The 24,763-nt window shown below is 41.8% G+C and carries 18 protein-coding genes; 12 read left to right on the forward strand and 6 right to left on the reverse strand.

The window, feature by feature from the left end; all coding sequences use genetic code 11:
- Positions 1-4: 4 nt before the first annotated feature.
- Together B1L02_RS07270 and B1L02_RS07275 are read right to left on the reverse strand one after the other, a co-directional pair.
- Positions 5-793 carry a CLCA_X family protein gene (locus B1L02_RS07270; protein ID WP_088530496.1) on the reverse strand — a complete coding sequence of 263 codons (789 nt, stop codon included), beginning with the start codon at positions 791-793 and terminating at the stop codon, positions 5-7.
- 9 nt (positions 794-802) lie between these two features.
- Positions 803-1,393 carry a tRNA-uridine aminocarboxypropyltransferase gene (locus B1L02_RS07275; protein ID WP_088530497.1) on the reverse strand — a complete coding sequence of 197 codons (591 nt, stop codon included), beginning with the start codon at positions 1,391-1,393 and terminating at the stop codon, positions 803-805.
- Positions 1,394-1,512: 119 nt separating this feature from the next.
- Between B1L02_RS07275 and B1L02_RS07280 the strand changes: the two genes are divergently transcribed.
- Positions 1,513-1,857: an Hpt domain-containing protein gene (locus B1L02_RS07280; RefSeq protein WP_088530498.1), complete on the forward strand. Its 345-nt coding sequence runs from the start codon at positions 1,513-1,515 to the stop codon at positions 1,855-1,857.
- A gap of 189 nt (positions 1,858-2,046) precedes the next feature.
- On the forward strand, positions 2,047-3,261 hold the full coding sequence (locus B1L02_RS07285; protein ID WP_088530499.1) for a pyridoxal phosphate-dependent aminotransferase: 1,215 nt from the start codon (positions 2,047-2,049) through the stop codon (positions 3,259-3,261).
- 65 nt (positions 3,262-3,326) lie between these two features.
- On the opposite strand, the gene B1L02_RS07290 is transcribed toward B1L02_RS07285, so the two are convergent.
- Both B1L02_RS07290 and B1L02_RS07295 read right to left on the reverse strand, forming a co-directional pair.
- Positions 3,327-6,497: an efflux RND transporter permease subunit gene (locus B1L02_RS07290; protein WP_088530500.1), complete on the reverse strand. Its 3,171-nt coding sequence runs from the start codon at positions 6,495-6,497 to the stop codon at positions 3,327-3,329.
- A gap of 5 nt (positions 6,498-6,502) precedes the next feature.
- Positions 6,503-7,678, reverse strand: a complete 1,176-nt coding sequence (locus B1L02_RS07295; protein ID WP_088530501.1) for an efflux RND transporter periplasmic adaptor subunit — start codon at positions 7,676-7,678, stop codon at positions 6,503-6,505.
- Positions 7,679-7,914: 236 nt separating this feature from the next.
- Between B1L02_RS07295 and B1L02_RS07300 the strand changes: the two genes are divergently transcribed.
- Positions 7,915-8,163: a YkgJ family cysteine cluster protein gene (locus B1L02_RS07300; protein WP_010371625.1), complete on the forward strand. Its 249-nt coding sequence runs from the start codon at positions 7,915-7,917 to the stop codon at positions 8,161-8,163.
- Between the two features lie 261 nt (positions 8,164-8,424).
- Here B1L02_RS07300 and rsmF read toward each other — a convergent pair whose 3' ends face one another.
- Complete coding sequence (gene rsmF / locus B1L02_RS07305; RefSeq protein ID WP_088530502.1) at positions 8,425-9,864, reverse strand: 16S rRNA (cytosine(1407)-C(5))-methyltransferase RsmF; 1,440 nt, start codon at positions 9,862-9,864, stop codon at positions 8,425-8,427.
- Between the two features lie 154 nt (positions 9,865-10,018).
- On the opposite strand from rsmF, the gene B1L02_RS07310 reads away from it, so the two are divergent.
- The 4 genes from B1L02_RS07310 (at position 10,019) to B1L02_RS07325 (ending at position 14,275) form a co-directional block, all read left to right on the forward strand.
- Positions 10,019-11,446, forward strand: a complete 1,428-nt coding sequence (locus tag B1L02_RS07310; protein WP_088530503.1) for a sigma-54 interaction domain-containing protein — start codon at positions 10,019-10,021, stop codon at positions 11,444-11,446.
- 141 nt (positions 11,447-11,587) lie between these two features.
- Positions 11,588-12,970, forward strand: coding sequence for a cytochrome c oxidase accessory protein CcoG (gene ccoG, locus B1L02_RS07315; RefSeq protein ID WP_088530504.1), 1,383 nt, complete (start codon positions 11,588-11,590; stop codon positions 12,968-12,970).
- Positions 12,971-13,123: 153 nt separating this feature from the next.
- On the forward strand, positions 13,124-13,699 hold the full coding sequence (locus B1L02_RS07320) for a cytochrome b (RefSeq protein WP_088530505.1): 576 nt from the start codon (positions 13,124-13,126) through the stop codon (positions 13,697-13,699).
- A 3-nt stretch (positions 13,700-13,702) separates the two neighbouring features.
- Positions 13,703-14,275 carry a YceI family protein gene (locus B1L02_RS07325; RefSeq protein WP_088530506.1) on the forward strand — a complete coding sequence of 191 codons (573 nt, stop codon included), beginning with the start codon at positions 13,703-13,705 and terminating at the stop codon, positions 14,273-14,275.
- A gap of 95 nt (positions 14,276-14,370) precedes the next feature.
- Here the strand turns inward: B1L02_RS07325 and B1L02_RS07330 are convergent, their stop codons facing one another.
- Positions 14,371-15,201 carry a TIGR02285 family protein gene (locus B1L02_RS07330; RefSeq protein WP_088530507.1) on the reverse strand — a complete coding sequence of 277 codons (831 nt, stop codon included), beginning with the start codon at positions 15,199-15,201 and terminating at the stop codon, positions 14,371-14,373.
- 287 nt (positions 15,202-15,488) lie between these two features.
- On the opposite strand from B1L02_RS07330, the gene B1L02_RS07335 reads away from it, so the two are divergent.
- The 5 genes from B1L02_RS07335 to B1L02_RS07355 all read left to right on the forward strand — a co-directional run bounded on the left by B1L02_RS07335 (position 15,489) and on the right by B1L02_RS07355 (position 24,751).
- Complete coding sequence (locus B1L02_RS07335; RefSeq protein WP_088530508.1) at positions 15,489-16,076, forward strand: hypothetical protein; 588 nt, start codon at positions 15,489-15,491, stop codon at positions 16,074-16,076.
- 69 nt (positions 16,077-16,145) lie between these two features.
- Positions 16,146-17,123: an acetoacetate decarboxylase gene (locus B1L02_RS07340; RefSeq protein ID WP_088530509.1), complete on the forward strand. Its 978-nt coding sequence runs from the start codon at positions 16,146-16,148 to the stop codon at positions 17,121-17,123.
- A gap of 112 nt (positions 17,124-17,235) precedes the next feature.
- The gene (locus B1L02_RS07345; RefSeq protein ID WP_088530510.1) at positions 17,236-19,476 is read left to right on the forward strand and encodes an NAD(P)-binding protein; all 2,241 of its coding nucleotides are present in this window, start codon (positions 17,236-17,238) and stop codon (positions 19,474-19,476) included.
- 248 nt (positions 19,477-19,724) lie between these two features.
- Positions 19,725-21,965: a TonB-dependent receptor gene (locus B1L02_RS07350; RefSeq protein WP_088530511.1), complete on the forward strand. Its 2,241-nt coding sequence runs from the start codon at positions 19,725-19,727 to the stop codon at positions 21,963-21,965.
- 104 nt (positions 21,966-22,069) lie between these two features.
- The gene (locus tag B1L02_RS07355; RefSeq protein WP_088530512.1) at positions 22,070-24,751 is read left to right on the forward strand and encodes an ATP-binding protein; all 2,682 of its coding nucleotides are present in this window, start codon (positions 22,070-22,072) and stop codon (positions 24,749-24,751) included.
- Positions 24,752-24,763: the final 12 nt, after the last annotated feature.

Raw genomic sequence — 24,763 nt, forward strand, 5'->3', positions numbered from 1 at the left:
AAAGTCACTTATGCTGGCGATATAAAATCTTTCCTAGTTCGCTGAAATAATGAAAAATGGGCGCAGCGCATCGTTCTCTATGTGCTCTTGCCGGGTAAATTCCCAGCTTTTCTTGCTCTGAACCCTTAATTCCCTCAGCCAAAAATGAATTTGATATGTCGCTGTGGTACGCAATAATGGCCTCGAACATACGTGCTGTTAGCTCCTCGGGCAGTGCGTAATAAATCTGTTTGTTTGCACTATCAGCAATCTTGGCGGTATGAAAATACCGATTTGGCTTTTGATGGTGTTCATCTAAAAACGTATGGGCAAAAAATGTAGCTAAGGCATTGTTCAATGGGTGTAGTACGGTTTCATGAGAAAGTAACCAAGCTGATGATGCAAAAGGCTTTTTTGGTTGTGTTATTAAATGCTGGCAAATATAGTGATCAAATGCATGCCACCATTCATGGGCAAGTGCGCCACCACCGGCATTTTTTGCCAAGGCGAGTGTTCTGGTATTTGCGGCGTAATGCGCTTGAACACCTTGTTGACCGCCTGTACCAAAAGCAAAATTAAGCGTCCCTCTAAGGCCAATGACCTGTGGCGGTACTTGTAGTATTTGGGCTAGATCTGCAAGGGCATCATAAATAAAATTGGCGGCTAAACGGGTTTCTTTAGGAGTAACCCAATGACCAATGGTCATGGTTTTAAAGCCAAAGGTCTGTTTGATTTCACTAAAATCAACTTGATCGCCAAATCGATAATCGGGTCCTCGGCGAGCGTAACCGCACTGTAGTCTTGAGCTTGGCATTTTGTTCCTTTAATACCGAGCCTTAACATAATCAGGCATTAGCTTCATCTGTTCGTTCACCATGCCCGTTTGAAGTTTGTAAAGACCTGAAGTTTCGCATTGATCTACAATCTCGAGAAATTGAGCCGCGGCTTCAAGTGTTGATAAACTGTATTCATGTTTAGATTTACGAATAGTATATTCACTCGCATTTACCGAATCGAACTGAAAACTGGGCAACTGGCTTAGCCATGGATTGAGATTATAAAGCTTAGTGGCTTTCTTCCAAGTGCCGTCTAATAAGATGATGGCATCAAGCTTTTGAGCGTGGTGATATCCTGTCGTTAAGGTCCTAGCGTGACTGTTTGGGTAGAGTAATGCGACATGGTTTGAATTGCAAAAGTTGATCAACTCTTCAAAGTCAGCGGTATTTTCTCCAACATAGAGCGCAAATCTATCTAACAGCAAGGCGAGGAGTTTTGCCGTATTTTTGGCGACTTTTACTTCACTCGGGTGCTGCATGATAATAACTTGAGTTGTATTTGGTATCACGTTACCAACATAGTGGCATACGCAGGTTTTTGTGGGAAATTGACAGACTGGACAGCTATTACGTTTCATGATTGACGAGGTGTTTCTTAATATAAGTCAAATTTTATCATATCTTGCCCGCATTTACTTTGCACAAGAAACCAGATTTGGCTAGCATAAGTAATAGAATATTAAATTTAAGGAAAATTATGAGCATCGTAATAGATGAAGGTGCCCTAGAAAACATGCAAATGTTGCTGGGCGAGCAATTCGAAGAGACGGTTCATTTTTGTTGTTCTGAATTCGAGCGGTTAGAATCGGAGTTGATGCTGAATTTGAATCAGGATCAAGAAGCAGCCGTTCGTCATGCTCACAGTTTGAAATCTAACGCTGCTCAGTTTGGGGCTGCTAGTTTGAGCGATTTAGCTAAGACGATAGAGCATGCTCTCATGCAAGGGAAGCAGGATATTGTTGATGACTCTATTGAGAAGCTTGCAGCGCAAGTTGCAGGTTCAAAAGCGAAACTGCAGCAGTGGGTAAGTGCACAATCCTAAATCTAGTATAAGCCAAAAAGCTGGAAATGAGGTCGTTTATACGGCCTTTTTTATTCTCTGAAATATGAACTCACCCCCTCCTAACCACTTCATTTTGTTAGTTACTTTTTTGAAGCATAAAAAGTTATCACAAGCATAGAATTTAGACGGCATTGTGATATATGCTTGAGCAAAATGAGGGGGTTATAGATGCTACAAATAACAAAAAGTAATAAGCTCAACGGGGTGAGTTACGATATTCGTGGTCCAGTATTGGATCAAGCAAGAAAAATGGAAGACGAGGGCATGAAAGTCCTCAAATTAAATATTGGCAATCCTGCGGCATTTGGCTTTGATATGCCAGAAGACATGCACCGAGATATCATAAAAAACTTATATTCTGCACAGGGGTATTGTGACTCAAAAGGATTGTACTCTGCCCGAGTCGCCGTGTATCAATATTATCAGCAAAAGGGCTTTCCCAATATTAGTGTCGATAATATCTTCATTGGTAATGGCGTAAGCGAATTGATCCAAATGACGGCACAAGCCTTACTCAATGATGGTGACGAAGTGTTGATCCCCGCACCTGATTATCCATTATGGACTGCCGCTGTTAAATTATCTGGCGGTAATCCCGTGCATTATCTTTGTGATGAAGAGCAAGACTGGTTTCCAGATATCGAAGATATCAAGCGTAAAATCACAAGCCGTACAAAGGCATTGGTGCTGATCAACCCAAATAATCCGACCGGTGCTGTATATGACAAAGCATTGCTTGAGGCATTAATTGACGTTGCCAGAGAACACAAGCTATTAATACTGAGTGATGAGATCTACGAAAAGATTTTATATGACGATGCGGAGCATTTTTCAATTGCGAGTCTTTGCGATGATATCCCGGTTATTACTTTTAATGGTTTAGCGAAAACCTATCGTGCGGCCGGGATCCGCATGGGCTGGATGGTGATCAGTGGTAAGCATTCAGTGATGCGGGATTTGATCACAGGCTTAGAAATGCTTGCGTCTATGCGATTATGCGCCAATGTTCCTGCACAGTTTGCTATTCAACAAGCGCTTGGAGGCATACAATCCATTGACCAACTCATTGAACCGGGTGGGCGTTTGTATGAGCAGCGTGATATTGCGTTTAAAGGTTTAAACGATATTGAAGGGATATCCTGTGTAAGGCCAAAGGGCGCGCTTTATGCGTTTCCAAAAGTGGATGTGAAGCGGTTTAATATTAAGAATGATGAGCGCATGGTGCTGGACTTGCTCAAAGAAGAAAAAATTCTACTTGTCCACGGACGCGCTTTTAATTGGCCCAGTGCGGATCATTTTAGATTAGTGTTTTTACCACATAAAGATGATTTACAGCCCGCAATGGATAGAGTAAAGCGCTTTTTTACGCATTACAGCCAGTAAATCGGTGTAAAAAAATAAAAAGCTCGGAAGTTTCCGAGCTTTTTTGTGGGCTAGTAATTTGTTACTTAGTGAGTATTAGAATTTAGCTCCGGTGTCGTTTGTTGGCTATCAGCCGAGTCTTTACCTTTAAACCATTTGCGGCCAACGCGTTTAACATCTTCAAGTGCCACATATTGACAAGGGATAAGTACGAGGGTGATCACTGTGGCAAACAACACACCAAATGCAAGCGATACCGCCATTGGAATAACAATTTTAGCTTGTAGGCTAGTTTCCATAATGATTGGTACAAGTCCGATAAAGGTGGTCAACGAAGTGAGCAAGATTGCTCTAAAGCGTTTACATCCGGCCTCGACGGCTGCGGCTTTTAAATCGATGCCTTCTTCGCGTGCTTTATTGACAAAATCCACCATAACCAAAGAGTCGTTCACCACAACCCCTGCTACGGCAATAATACCAAAGAAAGACAAGCTACTCATCGTCATTCCCAAGATCATATGACCGAATACCGCGCCGACCACACCAAATGGGATCACAGACATGATGATGACAGGCTGAGAATAAGAACGTAATGGAATTGCCAGTAGTGCGAATATAATCATTAATGATAGGGCAAAGTCACGAATTTGCTCAGCAACACTGTCCATTTCTTCTTGTACGCGACCAGCTACTGCACTTTGAACGCCAGGATAGTTCTTTAATAGACTAGGAAGATATTCGTCACGAACCTGTTTTGCTATCTCAAATGGTTGTGCGATTTCTGTATCAACTGATGCCCAAACATTAATAGTGCGTTTGGCATTTTCGCGGCGAATTCGGTTAACACCGTCTACCAATTTTACATCAGCCACTTCTACCAACGGCACTTCTGCGCCTTGAGGCGTTAAAATACGCACGTCCTGAATGTCACTAATGGCATCACGGTGTTCTTTAGGGTAACGGATCATTACTTTGATCTCCTCACCATCGCGTAAAATACGCTGTGCTTCAAGGCCGTAATAACTGAAGTTTACTTGAGATGCAACATCCGCCAACGTCAGTCCAAGGCTATACGCTAATGGTTTAAGCTCAAGCTGCACTTCATCGGTTGCTGATTGCATAGAGTCGTTGATATCACCAACACCTTCAATAGTTGCTAGCTTGTCTTTTAGTTTCTGCGCGACTTCGCGAAGCTCTTCTTTGTGTTTACCTTCTAACCTAAAGCTAATGTCTCCGTCATCACGACCACCATTCATGATGCTATCTTGAATGTTTAGCGATTTAACACCTGGCAGCGCAGGCATTGCATCACGCCAGCGGGCGCTGAGTGCAAAGGTATCGATTGGGCGGGCATCAGGTTCAACCAAGATCACCATAATATTTGCGCTTGTGCGGCCGTTCATATTCACCATGTAATCACGGATCATTTTCTTGCCATACTCAGCCTCAATTTCTTTGTCGACATTCAGTACCATTTGCTCGATCTTTTGAATTGACTCAAGCGTCGCGTTTTCTGACGAGGATAAGTTCATATCAATCGAGATACGTGGAAAATCATGGGGAATTTTTGGGTTAGCAACAAACTTCACTAAGCCACCGGCAAACATCCCTGCGCTGACAATTAAAATGGTTAAAAAGCCAACGATAACGGTATAGCGGTAGTGAATACAGCGTACAATAAATGGTCGGTACGTGTTTTCAATGAATGATTGAAGGCCGATATCCATTTTTTCTCTGAGACGGTGGAACGGATTTTTAGGGTTGCTTGGCTTGTCTTTCATCGCTGCTAAATGCGCAGGTAAAACCAGTTTAGACTCAACCAAAGAGAATAATAAGCACAGAATTATTACGCCACCAATTGCTTTAGAAAATGCTGCCGTTGGGCCGGTTGCTAATGTTTGCGGTAAGAAAGCAGCAACAGTAGTCAGCACACCAAAAGTGGCAGGGATAGCAACACGTTTTACGCCACGAACGACATTATCGAGGCTATGACCATGTTTTTCTATTTCCGCATGGGCGGATTCACCGACGACTATCGCGTCATCAACGACAATCCCCAACACCAAAATAAAGGCAAAGAGTGAGGCTAAGTTAATCGTTACGTCTAAATAGCCCATTGGCATCATTAAAAATGCACCTAAGAAGCTAACTGGCAACCCCATCATGACCCAAAATGCTAAACGCACACGTAAAAATAGAGCAAGCATTAGCATAACTAATACGCCACCTAACGCCATATTTTCTAGCATCATGTTAAGGCGGCCATTGAGGTAATAGGTCAAGTCAATAAAAGGTTCAAGTTCTACGCCTTGTGGTAGTGAGCCTTTCTTGGCCTCAAGATAGTTCTTAATGATATCTGCAACTTTGGTGATGTCTTGGTCTTTTGACGCGCTAACTTCATAAACCAGTGAGTTCTTACCATTGTATTTAGAGTATTGAAGTCCTTCTTCAAAGCCATCGTTAATGGTGGCTACATCACCTAAGCTAACCTGTGCGCCGTCTGGCAGCGTTAATAAGGGGAGTTTTCTAAACTCGTCACCGCGATAGGCTTGGTTTTCAACTCGCATTGAAATATAGCCATTTTCGGAGCGAATTTGGCCAGCAGACATGTTCGCTGAGAAGCTCTTTACCGCATCCGAAATTGCTCTAAAACTTAGGCCGTACTCGCGCATTTTATCAGGGCTTATCTCAATAGAGATTTCGTAGTTCAGACCACCATCAAAGCGTACAAGGTTAACGCCGGGTAACGACAGCATTTCTTCATGAATGCGATTACCAAGCTCTTTAAGATCATGGGGACTTAAGTCGCCATTGAGTGACAACCACATTACTTCTTGGGTTGCCTTGTCGTGACGCACGATAGGGCGTTCCATTCCAGATGGGAAAGTTGAAACGGAGTCCACCTGCATCTTGACTTCGTCGAGTACTTCTTTGGTGTTGTACTGCTCGTCTACTTCTATCCAAGTTTGCGAATAACCGCGATTAGAGTAGGTGATCAAGCGTTTGATCCCTTCGAGACCTTCCATGGACTCCTCGATCTTAATCGTGATCCCTTCTTCGACCTCTTGAGGTGCCGCGCCCGGATACACAGCTTGAACACTTATCCAGTTACTATCGTATTGTGGAAACATTTGCTTGCGGATTGAAAACGCTGTAAGCAAGCCGCCCACAATAATAAATATCATCAATAAGTTTGCTGCAACTGGGTTACGCGCAAACCAAGCAATTAAGCCTTTTTCTGTACTTTGACTATGCATAAACCTTACTCCTCTTTGAGCGCTAATTGGGTGTTAGCGCTTTGCGAAGGAGTATCATCTGTACGTAGTTGCATCCCTTCAGAAGGGTAGTCCAGTGCAGAAGTAATGATCTGTTGGCCTGACTCAACGCCGTTATCAATGACGACCATGCCATTGTACTCTCTAATAATATTGACCTTTTTGTAGCTCAGCTTGTTATCATCATCCAATGTTGCAACGCGACCTTCTTTCACTAAGTGATGAGGAAGCATAGTGGCATTTTGCACTAACAAACCTTGAATATCTGCATTGATATAAGCGCCAAAACGTAGTGGTTTTACGTTGTTGTGATAAGGCTGTTCGACTTGAGCAACAAGGTAGGTCATGCGACTTTTGTTATCGATAACGCCTTCACTGCGGACTATTTCACCTTTCCAACTCATCGGTTGACCTGCGACTTCTGCTGTGATCACGACATCGGTGCCAACACCTTGTTGCGGTAGGTATTTCAATTCATTATCGGCAACAGGGAGGCGTACTTCAGCAACAGATGTCGCATTGAGTTTACCAAAGCCATTACCGGGATTGACTACACTACCAAGGCTTACGGTACGAGACTCTATAATCGCATCGTAAGGCGCTTTGATGTAAGTACGCTCCAAATTTCGGTTCGCTCTTTTCACTGCAGCCTGAGCAGCTTTAAAGCTTGCTAACTTTTCAGCGAGCTGAGGTTTTCTTAAATAGAGCTCGGAAGGTATTCTTTCGTTAGCGTTTGCTTTAATCCTTTGCCATTCTGCTTTTGCTACTTGCACCTGAGCTTGTTCTATTTCTAGCGCTGAGCTGGCTTGTGCTAAAGCCGCTTCGGCTTCAATCAGCGATGCTTCATAGTCATTTGGGTCGATGCGAGCAAGTACGTCACCTTCTTTGACAAAGCCACCTTTGACAAACTTGTCAGACAATGAAATAACTTGACCACTGACCTGAGCAACAAGCTCAGTACTGTATTTTGGCATCACGATACCGTATGACGATACGTTCAGCCTAACTTGGTCAATATGAATAGGTTGAACCTGTACGAGAGGATGTACTATTTCTTCTTTCTTCTCTTCTGGAGGTTGTTTCATTGCAGACATGGCAACGGCCGCTGCAATTCCCACCGCAAGAACGGCAATTGGTAGAATTATTTGTTTTTTACTAGCCACGTTAAAATCCTTCCTGTTGAATGATTCTTGATGACCCAGATTAACGGCTCTAGATCATCGATAAGCTTAAGAATACGCGAATAGTTATGTCGAGGTGTTTAAATCCAGGCTGAATATGTAACAAAGCTTTGCGTACCTAAATTTATCGTTACATTCTTAAAAGCGATTGATGCTTTTACGTGTAGTCGATTTTTCGATAAGATGCACCACTTATTGTCAAAATTGCGAGAAACAGAATGGATTGTAGGCTTGGTTGTGGCGCTTGTTGTATAGCACCAAGTATTTCAACACCCATTCCCGGTATGCCAAATGGTAAGCCTGCGGGGGAGCGGTGTATTCAACTAGATGAAAATAATCTGTGTAAACTGTTTAACCAGCCAGAGCGCCCACAGGTGTGTTTGCAATTTAAGGCCATGGAAGATGTGTGCGGTGACAGCAATGAAGCAGCGATGCAGATCATCACTGAACTCGAAATGTTAACCTAACTAACCTCAGGTTAACTAATAAAAAAACGCCCAGAAACTTACCTGCTAAGTTCTGGGCTTAGGGAAAGGCTCAAGATTGAGCCGTGCGCTAACTAAAAACACCTTCTAAGACTGTAGGGAGAAGTAGAAAGTACTGTTAAGTTTAGTTAACCTTTCATTCTTTTTACAAATAAATGAATGATTTATTAAGTTTATATAAAACAAAGAGTTGCTCTTTATATTCATAATCGGTCTTAAAAATATCAAAAGGGTATATTCAGGTTATACCCAAGTTATCAACAGGCCGTCTTTAATTAAATCCCGAGGCAAACTGTTTTTAACTTTGTTTTTTTGCCATTTTCCTAATCCGATGGCACTGCCACACAGCGTGAGGATCACTTCTCCCGTTAGTTTTGTCACCTCATCTAGGCGTATATCCTTGCCATTAAAGTAATCTTTAGCTTGCTCTTTTGTTAGCGCTAAAGTGTTTTTAAATGCTAAATGACCGAAAGTAGTGGCAAACTCATGCTCTAGTCTCACCCCATTTTTATGGGTAGTACCGATTAAAATCCCTATGCGAGAATATTTAATCTTATTTTGGATTGCTTCAAACTTGTCAGGAAATAGCCAAACTTCCTTGTCGCGTTGCATCAACTTGCCGTCAAGTTGGCTAATACCAAACTGCTTTTTTAGTACGGATAACAATAGTTGAGTGCTTTTCTTGTCTAGTTCTTCAAAAGGGAAAGCGCCTTTTTTCTGCTTTGGATTTTTAACTGCAACAGAGTGTAATTTCTTAAATCGAGCAATGAAAAACCCCTCGCTATCATATAGCTGAGGCCACACATGCAAGTATCCTTCGGACGTTGTTGCTTTTTCAGCACCCACGAATAAAGTCGATAGGTTTTCGACAGCTACTGCTTGAGGGTAATTATCAATAAGGTGTTGGCATACTTGCTGATTTTCCAACGGTGTTAACGTGCAAGTTGAATACACTAAGGTACCACCTGGCTTTAAGGCTTGAAATGCGCTATCTATCAGTTGCTTCTGCACTTGTGCAATTTCAACATTAGACTCAATTGACCAGTTTTTAAGGGCATTTGGGTCCTTTCTAACCGTGCCTTCTCCAGAACATGGCGCATCAAGCAAGATGTTATCAAAACATTCATGCATATAATCGCCAAAGATACAGCCGTCAAAGTGAGACAACGCAACATTTCGTATACCCATACGTTTCATATTTGCCGCAAGCGCTTTGAGTCGAGATGACGATAGCTCATTAGCGATTAGTACGCCACGTCCATCCATATAAGCTGCGAGTTGCGAAGTTTTTGAACCCGGTGCTGACGCCATATCCAAATTAATATCATCGCTGCTGATAGTCGATTTCAATGCTGTTGGCGGCAACATGGAACTTGCTTCTTGGACATAGATGCAGCCACTTAAATGGATATCTGTGTTGCCGATAGCAAGATTAGCTTCTTCTTGTTCACTTCTTGCTATCCAAAACCCTTCTTCACACCAAGGGATCGGTTCTGCCTGCCAATCACTTTTTTCGCAGTAGGCTAAGAATTCCGTGATAGACATTTTTAGGGTATTGACTCTGACTGCTCGGCGTAAAGGAGACTGGCACTTATCTATAAAGTCTTCGATGCTAAGGTGGTCTGGTAAGTAGGTTTTTATGTCGTCCAGAAACGCGCTGGGAATATAAGTTGATTTGTCCACGCAGTTACTCAGGTTATAAGCTTTCTCTCATTTTACACTTTCACGGGTGAAAAATGCATAGTTGTTGTGACAATGGTGATTATTAAGTAAAACTCATGGCTGACAGTAAAAGTCTATGGTTATATAATGCTCGCGAAATATCGCGAGGATTGCTATGTCTATTATCAAACACTTTTTGGCGGACCCTAAATTATTATTGAATGCGGTTGGAGAGGGGATCTATGGTTTTGATCTTTCTGGTAACGCTGTTTTTGTAAACCCGGCCGCAGAGCGTATGACTGGGTGGCAAAGTGATGAGCTTTTGGGGAAAAAAATACATCAGTACCATCATCATAGTCATGCAGATGGGAGTGAGTATCCTGCTGATGAATGTAACATCTACAAAACAATGTTTGATGGTAAAACACGACAGGTAACCAATGAGGTGTTCTGGCGGAAAGATGGGAGCTGTTTTCCTGTGGAATATACCTCTACGCCAATTTTCAAAGATCAGCAAATTATCGGTGCAGTCGCGATATTTCGCGATGTGTCGCAACAGCACAAAACTGAAAATGCACTAAGAGAGGCGTTGAACAAAGTTCAAGTACTTACTGAGCAACTTAAAGATGAAAATGCCTACCTGCTAGAAACATTAAATGAAAATTGGCAAGACTCGGGTTTGGTGGGTAGTAGCGCAATATTTCAGGCCATGTTAGCGCAGCTAGAGCTGGTTAGCCAGACCGACAGTACGGTATTGGTTTTAGGGGAAAACGGCACGGGTAAAGAGCTTGTTGCCAGAAATCTGCACCGCCTTAGTGAGCGTTCATCGCAACCTTTCGTTAAAGTAAATTGCGCTGCCTTTTCACCAACCTTGATTGAATCTGAATTGTTTGGACATGAAAAAGGTGCATTTACTGGAGCGAATGAAAGGCGTAAAGGGCGTTTTGAACTGGCGGATAAAGGGACCATATTTTTAGATGAAATTGGAGAGTTACCGCTAGAGGCGCAAAGCAAGTTATTACGTGTATTACAAGAGCGAGAGTTTGAACGTGTAGGGGGAAGTAAGTCGATTCAAGTAGATATACGGATAGTCGCGGCGACTAACAGAGATTTATGGAAAATGGTTGAGGAGGGGGAGTTTAGAATGGATTTATATTATCGTTTAAACGTTTTTCCTATTCGAGTGCCTGCACTACGAGAGCGTATAGAGGATATACCCGTATTGGCCAACAATCTCATCGTGCAGCTCAACAAAAAGCTGGGTAAGCAACTACGCGGGATCTCAAAAAAGGCTATCCATGCGCTACAGCGTTATGATTGGCCTGGCAATATTCGAGAACTCCAAAACGTGTTGGAGCGCGAAGCGATATTATCTAAAGGTCGTTTACTTGATATATCTCAAGCACTTAACGCTAATGAACAGCATAAATCTGAAGATGGTGAACTGACTTTGGCGCAAGCGGAAGCTGAGCACATATTAAGAGTGCTAGAAATAAGTAACTGGAAGATCGCTGGCAGCAATGGGGCGGCTGATAAGTTAGGATTACCCGAAAGTACGCTGAGGTCGAAAATGAAAAAACTAAAAATTGCCAAACTTTCGTGATATTTCGCGAGTAATCGTGATATTTCGCGATACATTGATTTTTCGTGAAATAAATTCCATATAAAACATAGTCTTATAAAGTTTCAGATTGGTCTGAAAGTTGCAGTATCAAGTTCGTGTATTACCAATGTAGCAAATAACATGAAGTTTGATATCAAAGAAGAAGACATGATCATTAAGCCCTATAAACAAGAGGGGCCCATATACGTCAGAGAGCAAAAAGGGTTTTTCCAAAAAATAAGAAGAAACCTTGGCTGGTTTTTAATGTTAACTTTCGTTCTCATTCCTTGGATCCCGTACAACGGGCAGCAGGCCATCTTGCTTGATTTTGGTAAGCAGCAATTTAGGATATTTGGTGCCACCTTTCTCCCTCAAGACTTTATGATTCTAGCCTGGATTTTTATGGTGGGTGCCTTTGCTCTATTCTTTGTTACGACTTGGTTGGGTCGCGTTTGGTGCGGTTATACTTGTCCACAAACGATATGGATGCTGATGTTCACTTGGGTTGAGCACCGAGTGGAGGGGACTCGTAACCAAAGAATAAAGTTGGACAAATCAAACTGGGATAGCAAAAAAGTCGCTAAGAAAACAGCCAAACACGCTATTTGGTTGATAATTTCGGTGTTTACCGCCACTTCATTTATGGCCTATTTTATTCCTGCAAAAGAACTGTATCTCGACATGTTTACGCTCGAGTGGACAGGCCTTACTTCCTTCTGGGTATTTTTATTCGCACTTTGCACCTATGGAAACGCGGGCTTTCTGCGAGAAAAAATGTGTACCGTGGCATGCCCATACTCTCGTTTCCAATCGGTCATGTTTGACAAAGATACATTGGTCGTTACCTATGACAGTGAACGTGGTGAAAATAGAGGTCGTCGCAAACGCAAAGAAGATCCAAAACAGCTGGGGCTTGGGGACTGTGTAGACTGTAATTTATGTGTTGAAGTGTGCCCTGCTGGTATTGATATTCGTAATGGCCTGCAATATGAATGCATTAACTGTGGTTTATGTATCGATGCGTGTAACGAAACGATGAATAAATTCGGCTATCAGCCAGATTTGATTAAGTATCAAAGTGAGCATCAACAAGCAGGTAAAAAGTCCAATCCATTTAGGTTAAAAATAGTAGGCTATGGTGCAATTACCGTATTGATAATAGTCACTATGGTGATTTGGGCATTCAATCGTACGCCAATAGAAGCCTCTGTCATTCGCGACCGAAATGCGCTTTATCGCGTTAATTATGAGGGGTTAGTCGAGAATCCATATACCTTAAGTGTAATAAACAAAACACAGCATGATTTAACTTACACCGTGAGCTTAAAGGGACTACCAGATGCGAAACTAACAGCCCCAATCACTACGCATATCGCCGGCGGCGATATGGCATTAATCCCAGTAACGGTGACAGCTGATGGCTATGAGCTAAAAGGTAAGCGGACTCCAATCCAATTCACGATAGAATCGCAGCAAGACGCCAAGATTAGCATCACCAAGGACAGCTACTTCTATAAAAATTAGTTTACACTCCTCCCGACTCAAGGCGCTTGGATTATGAAGCGCCTTTTTTGTGTGCATATATGCACAATCTGACGCTAAATTTATGGCTTTCTCTCTGAACTTTTAGCATATAAGCTTACTCTTATTGAGAATGAGTTTTATTAGCTGAATATTATGTTTAAAAATACATCACAAAACTATGGTTTGTTAGCCATCATCTTTCACTGGCTCAGTGCGCTCGTGGTATTTGGCATGTTTGGCCTTGGGTTGTACATGGTCGAACTCAGTTATTACGATCCTTTCTACCGTGACGGCTTACACATTCATAAAAGCATCGGGATACTGCTGGCAGCTTTGATAGTACTTAGGCTGATTTGGAAGTTCACTAACCCTAAAGTGAGACCCGAAAGCGAAGCAACTCCCATGGATAAATTGCAAAACATAATAGCGCATGTCGTTCACGTCGTTTTGTATCTTGGCTTGTTTGGGCTGTTTGTCACAGGTTACTTAATCTCTACCTCGGATGGCAGAGCAATCGAGGTATTTAACTGGTTTTCTGTTCCAGGTCTCGGGGAGCTGTTTGAAGAACAAAGCGATATTGCAGGCACTGTGCATTTATACATTGCATGGGGACTCATTGGATTAGTAGCGCTACACATTGTGGGAGCGCTAAAACACCACTTTATTAATAAAGATCGTACCTTAGTTCGAATGCTCAAGGTACCAAACGCTACAAAAGTTGAGGATTAAAACATGAAAAAAACAATCATTGCATTAAGCATGGCGGCTATGACCTTATCAGCCGGAGTAAATGCTGCGGATTATGTAATTGATACTAAGGGTGCACATGCCTTTGTAAACTTTAAAATTAAACATTTAGGATACAGCTGGTTGCATGGTCGATTTAATAGCTTTGAAGGCGACTTCAGCTATGATGCAAAAAATCCAAATACATCAAAAATCAATGTAGTGATCGATACTGCTTCTATTGACTCGAATCATGCAGAACGCGATAAACATTTGCGCGGTAACGACTTCTTAAACGTAAAAGCAAACCCTAAGGCGACTTTCAAGAGTGACTCGATTACTTTTAGCGATGATACAAATGCGAAGGTGAAAGGAAGTTTCACACTCAATGGGGTAACAAAGAATATCGAGTTTGATGTTCAAAAAGTGGGTGAGGGTAAAGATCCATGGGGTGGATACCGAGTTGGCTTTGAAGGTGAAACCCAGTTAAAACTTGCTGATTATAATATCGACTATGATCTAGGCCCGGCATCAACGCATGTTACTATTGGTTTGCACTTGGAAGGTATTCGTAAGTAATTTCTACTAGCACCACGTGTTACTACACACGTGGTGCTGTGCTTTATATTCTAGATGGAGTCCACTTTTTCAATCAAAAGATAAGTTTTAGAAAGTCAGTTTTGAAAAATACTGGCTAGCTGTGGTTGAAATTGTTCTGGTAACCAACGAGACATCGCGAGTCTGAACTGCTCGTTTTTATGTGCTTTTATTAACGCTTTGCTAATTGCAGCTATCTGTTCCTTACCAATCGCATTATTATTGCAGCCCGCATATCCAGGCGTTATCTGCGAGGCGATACTCAATCTGACTTGTGTCAATTCATCTTGCTTATCTACATGTAATTTGTGGTAGTGGTGTTCACTCGGGTATCCAAGTATAACATCGACTCTTTTTTTGAGTAGCATTATGGTTAAACTCTCTAACGTATCTCTTCCTGGTCTTACAAGCACTTGCTTGGTAGGCAAACTCGCCAATAACGCATCAATTTCATGACCAAACGACCGATTTGCCGCCACACCTACGGTTAGCCCATGCTCAGTTACGAGCTTTTCCAAATCAATTGCGCTGTTGGTAATGCCAAGCGACTGTGCGACATCTTTCCTTAGTGCGGCAGAGGTTGACAATCCAATGGTAGAATACTCATCACTAAAAGCGATATGTCTTTGGCGCTCGGGTGTTTTATAGAGGGAGATCATACAATATTGGTTGTTGAAATTAGAGAGCTCATGTATCGCCCTAGAAGCGGGGAACACTTTATAATTAAAGGTGTAGTCAGGCATCTGTTGTTGAATGAGTTTTATCAATAACTCGTCACGTCCTTGTCCTTCCAAATTGTCAGAAAGGATATAATAAGGCGCGAAGTCTATCGCAATCCAAGTTATTTGCTTTGCAAATATAAAATTGGATTGAAAGGCAATGAAGAGGAGTAAGGTGATTTTGATCAAATTGGGTCACTCTTGCTGAACTTACAATAAGCTTAGCATTGATTGCGATATTGGTGATTAAATTAATGTTTATTTAATTTGTCTTTAATGTTTACAGAGGTTGGCGTTATGCTAGCTTTAAAAGAGGTTTTAGTTTTGGGTAAAAGAGCGCTAATTAACGCCCGATGGAGCGATTGAACATTGAGTTTGAATGCAGTGTTTGATTCATCCAGACATAAGTATATAAGGCCGCATGGCAGGGAAAGTCATACAAGCCAATAACTATAAATTATTAATAAGGAAAACCAATGGCTATATTAATCGTTACTGATATTTTCGGTCATACGGATCACATTGACCGTTTTGCGAAATCGCTTGGAAGCAACGTGCAGGTGCTTTCACCATTTATAGAAGAACCAAACAGTGTCTCTGAGTCGGAGTGCTATGAGCTGTTTTTGGCACAATGTGGCCATCCCGTATATGCTAACAAAGTATCAGCAGCGGTTGCTGAACTCCAGCCAAAACTCATTATTGGGTTTAGTGCAGGCGGGGCAGCTGCATGGGTTGCATTGTCCGAACAAGGTGCATCTAACTCCGTTGAGCAACTTATCGCATTTTATCCTAGTCAAATACGTAACCACCTAAATATTAAGCCCAGCTGCGATGTGTCTATCTTCTTTGCTCAAGTTGAATCTCATTTTGATGTTGAACCTGTCATTGAACATATAAAAGATAAAAAAGGGCTAGATTGTATCCGTACGCGATATTTACACGGTTTTATGAACAAGCTTTCGGGTAACTTTGATGAGTACGCATACTCGCATTATCAGTATTTTTGCCAGCGAGAGGCACGTAACTATATCGAGGTTGTGCAACGAGAGGCGGAGTTTTCATAACAACATACGCAAAAGCGGCTTGAGCGAACTACACTAAACACTAGCTTATCATACTTTAAGGAGTGAAAGATGTATCCCGAGTTGCCTGATTATCAACATTTTTATAGTAATCCGATCGCCAAACCTCCATGCAGAATGTTAAATGCACAAATGTATGGCTTTTTTGTCAAAGGAAAGAAATCAACAATCCAAACCTATGTTGATAAAACGCTTAATTCGGTTTCTAGTAGTGAATTTGTATTCAGGGCCTTAACGGATTGGTGCTTACTGACCTTTACAGATATTGAAAATATCGCATCAAAAGTGCCGCCATTTAGTAATTATGGATATATGCAAGAAACCGATGTCATTATCTGGTTGCCAATTCTGCAAGTCAATCTCGAAACGTTAAAAGCTGAGCATCTGTATTGGTATCCTGCCTTTATCTCGGTCAACAACGTTAACGCGCTGATAAATGGTCGAGAAATATGGGGCTACAACAAATATTTATGTCGCTACGAAATGCCTGATAGCTTTGGCGAACGACTGAATTTTTCCCTCTCTCTGGAAACCTTTAAGGAGTTTGAGCCCAATGTCAAAATGGCATGGCATGAATTGTTATCCATTGAACCTGAGGATGACGGGGAGTCATGGTTAAAAGAAGTGTTGGAAGTGGGTGAAGAAATTGCTGAGCTTTTCAAAGATTCAATGTCTGATTTAAACGTCGATAGCCAATTTCTTAAGCAGTTCTTATCGGGGTTTACCCACCCGCAAATGGATCAAATACTATTTAAGCAGTTTCCAGATGGCCATGCCGAGAAGTCTGTATATTCGGCGGTGGTACATTCCCCTTCAGAGGTCAAGAAAATCCACAAAATTGGTTTTATCAAAGATGACTTAAGCCTGATTCTACAACGAATGGATGCGTTTCCACTCGATAAAATGTTTGGCATTCCATTAGGCAAAAGCGAGGTCAAACTCCCTTACTTTGTGAAAATGGACTTCGATCAGGCAGGAGTGGAAGAAATTGTTTCCAGTGCTCAGAGTATGGCTAATCTCCATCGTTAGTGTATTTTTGGCATAAAAATCACGATTTTTACTAAAGCGATATTTGCATGTTTAGTTGTCTTCCTATGTGGCTTTAGATGTTGCTCGTCAACATGTTAGAAAAGGAAGATTTATGAGTAAACAAAAAGTAGCAATACTTGGCGGCGGCGTTTCGGCGATGACAGCTGCGGTATACATGACTGAACAAGAAGATTGGCAAAAGCGCTATGATATTACCGTTTATCAGCAAGGTTGGCGTTTGGGAGGCAAGGGGGCGAGTGGTCGTAATGCGCAATACGGTGAACGTATCGAGGAGCACGGCCTTCACGTATGGTTTGGTGCCTATGTCAATTCTTTTAGGGCGATAGAGACCGTTTATAATAAGCTTGAACGCTCAAGTGATATCCCCATTCACACTTGGCAACAGGCACTAAAGCCGCATAGTTTGGTCGTATTGCAAGAGTATATCGACCAGCAATGGCAAACTTGGTCGGTAGATTTCCCAGAGATCCCAGGCAATCCAGCAAATGGCACACTCGATTTGCATTTTTGGCAGATTTTAAAATTGCTTGCAGCTTGGCTACGCAAGTGGGTTGAGGATTTAGAGTGCGAGGTAGAGAAAACGCACAAATCCACACAACTCAAAACTAAAAAAGAAAGAGATAAAACGCTGCTTGCTCACTTGGGGCAGGAAGTTAAAAGCTTTTTTGATAGTATCGAAGATAAAGCCAAGACCTTATTTGATGACGCTGAAAACCATGTCCAAGAGGTCGTATCCACACCAAAACTGTTAATAACGCAACTCAGTAATTTTTTAACGGTACGTGAAGCTGATCATCGTTTAGAAAATAAGAAAGATCACTTAGTCGTTTGGTATATGGTTCGAAAAATTAGGCGCTGGTTGCAGTCCGAAGTAAACGACTTAATTGATGACAACCCAGTCATTAGACGTCTGTATATATGCATAGATTTAGGCGTTGCGATGACCATAGGCATGCTGCGTGACAAGGTCTATTCACGTGGGTTTGGTTATCTTGATCGATACGATTTTAAACAGTGGCTCAAGCGCAATGGCGCAAATGAATCGCTGTCTGTGGAGTCTGCGCCTGTTCGCGGCTTTTATGACCTCGTTTTTGGCTATGAGGATGGTGATTTTAAAAAGCCGAATGTTGAAGCAGGAGTTGCGGCTTTGGCTATGCTTCGGATTATGTTGTGTTATCGCGGTGGTGTGATGTGGAAAATGCAAGCGGGTATGGGAGATATTATTTTCTCTCCTATCTATGAGCTACTCAAGCACCGAGGCGTTAAGTTTGCGTTTTTTCATCAGGTTGAGTCGCTACACTGTGCACAAGATGACGACGGTCATCATGTTGATAGTATTCAACTAATTCAACAGGTCACGCTAAAAGAGGCGCAATGTTACGAGCCTCTGGAATTAGTAAAAGGTTTGCCATGTTGGCCAAGCTCGCCACTGTGGCAGCAAATTGACCCGCAGCAAGTGGAACTGCTTAAAAAGCATGACATTAATCTAGAGTCTTACTGGTCTAATTGGGAGGCGGTTTACCAACAAGCATTCGGACAGATGTTACCGAGAAAAACACTCAATAAAGGCGCTGATTTCGATTTAGTGATTTTTGGGATCTCAGTAGCGGGTCTTGAGCTACTATGCCAACAATTGCTGGCTGTGGATGGCAAGTTAAAACTGCAAGCTGAAAAGGTCAAAACCGTTGCGACTCAAGCCTTACAGTTGTGGCTCACGAAAACCAACAGTGAGCTGGGTTTTCACGACCCTTCAGGCAGTACTGAACGACCAATATTAAGCGCATTTTCTCAACCTTTTGACACTTGGGCTGCGATGTCTAATTTACTTGAGGTTGAAGATTGGCCAAATACACAGCCCAAGAACATCGCATATTTTTGCAGTGCTTTTACTTGCGCAGATTACCCACCTCCGAGCGATCATGAGTTTCCTGAACGAATGAAAGCTCAGGTAAAAGAAAACGCATTGCAAAAACTTAAATTGCAGATGCAGCCTCTGTGGCCAGAGGCTTATCATGACGATGACTTCGACTGGAACGTATTGTTTGATATCGCTGATAATGAAGGCGAAGTTAGGTTCAATACTCAGTATTGGAGGGTGAATGTCGACCCCAGTGAGCGGTATGTGTTAAGCGTTGTTGATAGCAGTCAATTTCGACTGCCGACTGACGGCAGCGCGTTCAATAACCTCTACATTACCGGAGATTGGATTAAAACTGGTGTCAATGCAGGTTGTGTTGAAGCTGCTGTGATGGCTGGCATGCAAACAAGTAGAGCCATCACTGGATATCCTCAAAGCATTAGTGGAGAGTTGGGGTTTGAGCCGTTTAACTAGCCTGATTATCACTTCTTAGGCTTTAAATAAGCGCTTTATCTTTGAGCGTCAGCCTTACTGATTGAATAGCTTAACCACGTTTCAAGCCATACAAAATGTAGGGCTTGAATCCTACATTAGTATAATTTGCATGTGTTGTGATCAATAACTTGAACCTTAAAACGGTAATCAGGCTCATTTGTTTGGAGGTCTTTTTAATTCAGCTATACTGATAGTGTAATTGCATGATATAGCTCGGGATTCAAACTATGCCACATCCAAATGTGCTGTTAAATACGATAACACTGACATTACTCTCTGTAGTCTCGACGGAAACATCAGCACAAGTCGAAGAAGAAATCGAAGTCATTGAGGTATACGCTCAAAAAAGAAAGCAATCTATCAATGATGTTGCTATCGCTGTTAAACCTATATCCGGACAAGTCATCACTGACGCCGCACTGAAGGATACAACTGAACTGGGTAGTTTAGTTGCGAATGTAAAAATCAGTCAAAATGCAGCCGAGGGGACCCCTCCAGCAGTCAGCATCCGAGGTGTTGGGCTAGTTGATTACAATACGGCGAACACTTCTCCAGTTGGGGTGTATTTAGATGGTATATCAGTTGGATCGGCGAATAACCAAATTATCAATTTGTTTGATATTGAACAGGTTGAAGTATTGAAAGGTCCACAAGGTACACTTTTTGGTAGAAATACCACTGGGGGAGCAATTTTAGTGCGCACGGCGCGCCCAACAGATGGTGACTTTGCTTCCATCAGTGTGGGGGTTGGTTCTGATTCTTTAACAAGAGCACGGACAACGCTCAATTATAGTCTAGATCAAAATAGCGCGGTGCGACTTGCAGCTGGCCACAATCACTATGAGTACACGACTTATAACCTCCAGCCAGACGCGCCTGAAGCATATATGGAACAAAATGATGTTCGATTAAGTTATTTTGGCGAGTTTGATAACTTCAGTGTTTTTGTGAAATTAGACTATGGTCATTGGAATGGACAGGTTCAGCCGGTAGGGAATATTGGATTATTCTCTAACCCTTTGGATGGTTCATTGTGTTCTCCAGCGCAAGCGGGTACAAGCAACTGCGTTGATGCACTTGGTTTTAATATTGGCAGTGACGATTTTTGGGCGGTGCGGGTCAATAATTATCAAAAACATCATAGCATAGGCAAAGGCGTTACCACAGAAATTACCTATGCGTTGGATGAACAGTCTCAACTTATTTATCTTTCGGCTTTCAATCGCTTAGATAGGTCACATGGATTTAATTGTGACGGAAGTCCATTTTCATTATGTGAAGGTGAGCTAGGGCTTAAAAATGAAAAGCTAGTGAATGAGCTTAGGTTTGAACAAAGTCTAGAGGCTGGCTTTCTAACGATAGGCTTATTTCAGCTAGAAGAGCGTATTTATCAAGATAATTTCAATGATTTACTACGCGATTTTAGGGGAACTCCTAATGGTGCCAGTGCGGCGACCTTTTTCTACGACAATGATATCAAAGTAAAGTCGCAAGCCTTTTTTGGTCAATATGAATATGAAGTTAGCGAGCATACAGATGTACTTGTGGGAGTAAGATACAGCGATGAAGAGGTGAATTATGACTCTTTCTCCTATCTAAATGTGCCGTTTGGCGATAATCTCGCTGGCATTTTAGTTCCTGCCTACGACATTGAGGGAAAAGAGTCCGATAGTAATTTGTCTGGAAAATTATCGGTTATCCATAAAATTGAACCGGATAAAAGTGTTTATTATAGCTTATCTAATGGTGTAAAAAGCGGCGGCTATAATGGTGGGTTCCTTATTTCAAAGGATGCGGCGATACAGGCGAGTTATGGCCCCGAAGAACTAATCGCTCATGAAGTAGGAGGCAAACTGTTATTTAATGATCTTAAACTTCGTACAAATTTTGCAGCTTTTTACTATGATTATAAAGATCAACAGGTATTTATGAATCAGGCCTCTGAGGTACCTGGCGCACCACCTTTTCAATTACTTGAGAACGTAGGTAAGTCAAAAATCTATGGCGCTGAGATAGAAAACACTTGGTATCTATCGGAACAAACTCAGATAGGGTTGGACATAGGTTATATACCAGAAGCTAATTTTGAGGAGTTTATCGATCCAGTTGGCGTTGTATTGACCGACAACCGCTTACCATTTACATCTGAATGGAATATATCTGGGCATATAAATTATGCATTTAATTGGGATGAAGTTAGTATAAAAAGTAAAATAGCATTTGATTATCAAAGCGAATATTACTTTGACCAAAACGAATCGCCCTATGCGAAGCAACCCAGTTATATGCTTTGGAGTGCCAATCTACAGGTGGAGTATAGAGATTGGAAGCTAGGAATTTGGGGTAAAAACCTTTTAGACAAAGAGTATAGCCATCTTAAATTTGACCTAAGTAGCTTTTTGGGAATGTTGGAAGACTTTAAAGGTGAGGGAAGAAGGATAGGCATGGATGTAACATATCGTTTTTGATTTTGTTTAGGCACAATACAGAGATAAGTCACCTGATTTGGGAGTAGAAAACTTGCAGATAAAATACCGAACCACAGGTAACTTTGCTAAGGTAACTGGCTAGAATGCGTTTACTACTGATCATTTTCAGCATCATTCTGTTTTCTAGTTCTGCCTATTCAGATCCAACTGTGTTGAAATTGACGCAGCCTTGGCAATATCAAAATTTACACCATGTCGGAAAGGCGTATAAAGCAAGTTCCAGCACAAGGTTTCCTCAAAGCTGGGATGAGTTGAGTACGTGGGAATCTATTCATGAACCACTAAAGAAGAGAGCGCTGTTTTCTGGTCGTTATTTCTTGGTGACGAAAGTCAGAAATGAAACGCCATTGAATGAATTTGTGCTTTATCCATACAATACGGTATTAAGCAAAATTGAGTCGAGGATATATACACCGGAAGCGGTTCATCGAGTCTTTTCTGGAGGTAAGGTAGAAAATGAATTTGCATTTCACTATGGTAATCAAGTCACGTTAGAACCTAACCAAGACTATTATATCGTTACGCTTTTCGAGAGTGATTTCTTTTACACTCCAGTAAAATTGACTATCGAGCCTCTGAGAGATTTTCGGCAGAAAGTGGTTTATGAAAACCTTATCATGACGCTGTGTTTTGGTGTTGGCGTTGTTTTAGGGCTATACAATTTATTAATCTACATCGGCTCTAAAGATGTCACTCACTTTTATTACGCATTATTCACTTGCGTGTGGGTATTTGCATGGAGCCATTTCTTTCATATTCCTGACGAGCTATTCGGATTTTACTCTGCAAACTTACATTGGTTAGGTTTTGCTCTTGCACCATTAACTAACGCGTTATTTTATATCCATCTTTTAAAACTCAAGGATGTTCACCCTAGCTATGTGTCGATTTCAATCTGGCTCGGAGTGATTGCTGCGCTTGGGCTACCGTTTTGTATTCTCTTCCCTGGTTTTGGCTTCATTTGGGCGACTTTAGTAACGGGGTTAGCACTTTGTTTCGGACTATTCGTAGGTATTAAGCGTTGGAGTGAGGGCTTTAAACCCGCTCGTTATTTTGTAATGGCATATGTTGCGATGGCGATCCCAAATATGGTGGGCAATTTAACTAACTTAAGTTTGCTGCCTGAATCGTCGAGTAACTTATATCTTTACGGTCTAATAGGGACTGCGCTTGATGCATTACTGCTGGCTTTCGCGGTTGCGGACAAGTTTAGAATTACCAGTGAAGAAAATATAGAGCTCAATAAAAACCTTGAAGCAAAAGTGTTAAAACGTACCTATGAGTTAGAGCAGGTGGCCTCTGAGCTTAGAGATGCTAGCGAAGCAAAAAGTCGGTTTTTGGCGAACATGAGTCATGAAATAAGAACACCAATGACGTCAATTATTGGCTATGCCGATGGCATTATGCTCGGAGATATTAAGCCACATGAGCGTAATCACGCCATCTCAGTTATCTTACAAAACTCGCGTCATGTACTTGGACTAATTAATGACATTCTGGATATGTCCAAAATTGAGGCCAATAAACTAGAAGTCGAGTTGGTGGAGTCAAACCTATTTCAAGCGATTGCGCATGTCGATTCTTTATTGGGTAAACAAATTAGAGATAAAGGGCTTGAGTTTTCGTTGAATTATCACTTTCCGTTGCCTGATTTTGTGGTTATTGATCCCACTCGATTGCGACAGATATTACTAAATCTCACATCTAACGCGATGAAGTTTACGACGGTTGGTAAAATCTCAATTGATGTGGCGTGTCAGAACGAGCGTCTGATGATCACGGTACGAGATACTGGGATAGGGATGACAGCTAACGAGCAAAAAGAATTATTTAGTGCGTTTTATCAAGCTGACTCTTCTACTTCAAGAAAATATGGCGGGACTGGACTTGGACTAAATATCTCTAAAAGCTTAGCGAGAAAGCTGGATGGCGATATTTCGGTAGAAAGTGAAGTCGGCTCAGGTACTGCTTTTACTCTTACCGTGGGCCTATATACCACCGAGAAAACGAAGTGGGTGCAAAGTCTCGCTCAAATTGGCGATGTTCGTGAACAAGGTCCAGTATCCGACGAAATAAATCAAGAGCTTAAAGGAGAGGTGCTATTAGCTGAAGATAACACAGACAATAGTAAGCTTATTAAGCGTATTTTAGAGCGTATGGGGTTATCTGTGACGGCGGTTGAAAATGGTCAACTAGCGGTACAGGCAATACTAGATGGTGATTTTGATTTGATATTAATGGATATCCAAATGCCGGTAATGGATGGTGAGCAGGCGTTTAGTTTTATTCAAGCAACAGGGTGTAGCACGCCTGTGATCGCGTTAACAGCTAACACCATGCAGCATGAAATTGAACGTTATTTAAAACTTGGATTTAGTGATCATCTTGCAAAGCCTATTGATAGAGTCGTGTTCAGCCAAAAAATAGCCTATTATTTGGATATCCAGGTTGATGAGGACGTTGATCTGCCTGAAGCCGAGTTTTATCAGTTAAAACACCAGTATATTTCCGGGCTGCATGAGCAAATCATTCAGATAAAGAATCAAGCTAAGTATCAGGATTACGAAGCTTTGGCAAAGACCATTCATGCAATTAAAGGTACAGCCGCAATGTTTGATTGCATCGATATCCATAAGATAGCAAACGAGTTGGATGTTAAATTAAAGAACAAGCAACTTGAGTGTATCGACGAACGAATAACAGAATTACTCAACGCGATGACTGCTGCGATTGAGTCAGAAAAGCAGGAAACAAAACAAGCTTAGTTTTCTACGCCT

It is taken from the genome of Pseudoalteromonas piscicida (assembly GCF_002208135.1).
Lineage (GTDB): Bacteria > Pseudomonadota > Gammaproteobacteria > Enterobacterales > Alteromonadaceae > Pseudoalteromonas > Pseudoalteromonas piscicida_A.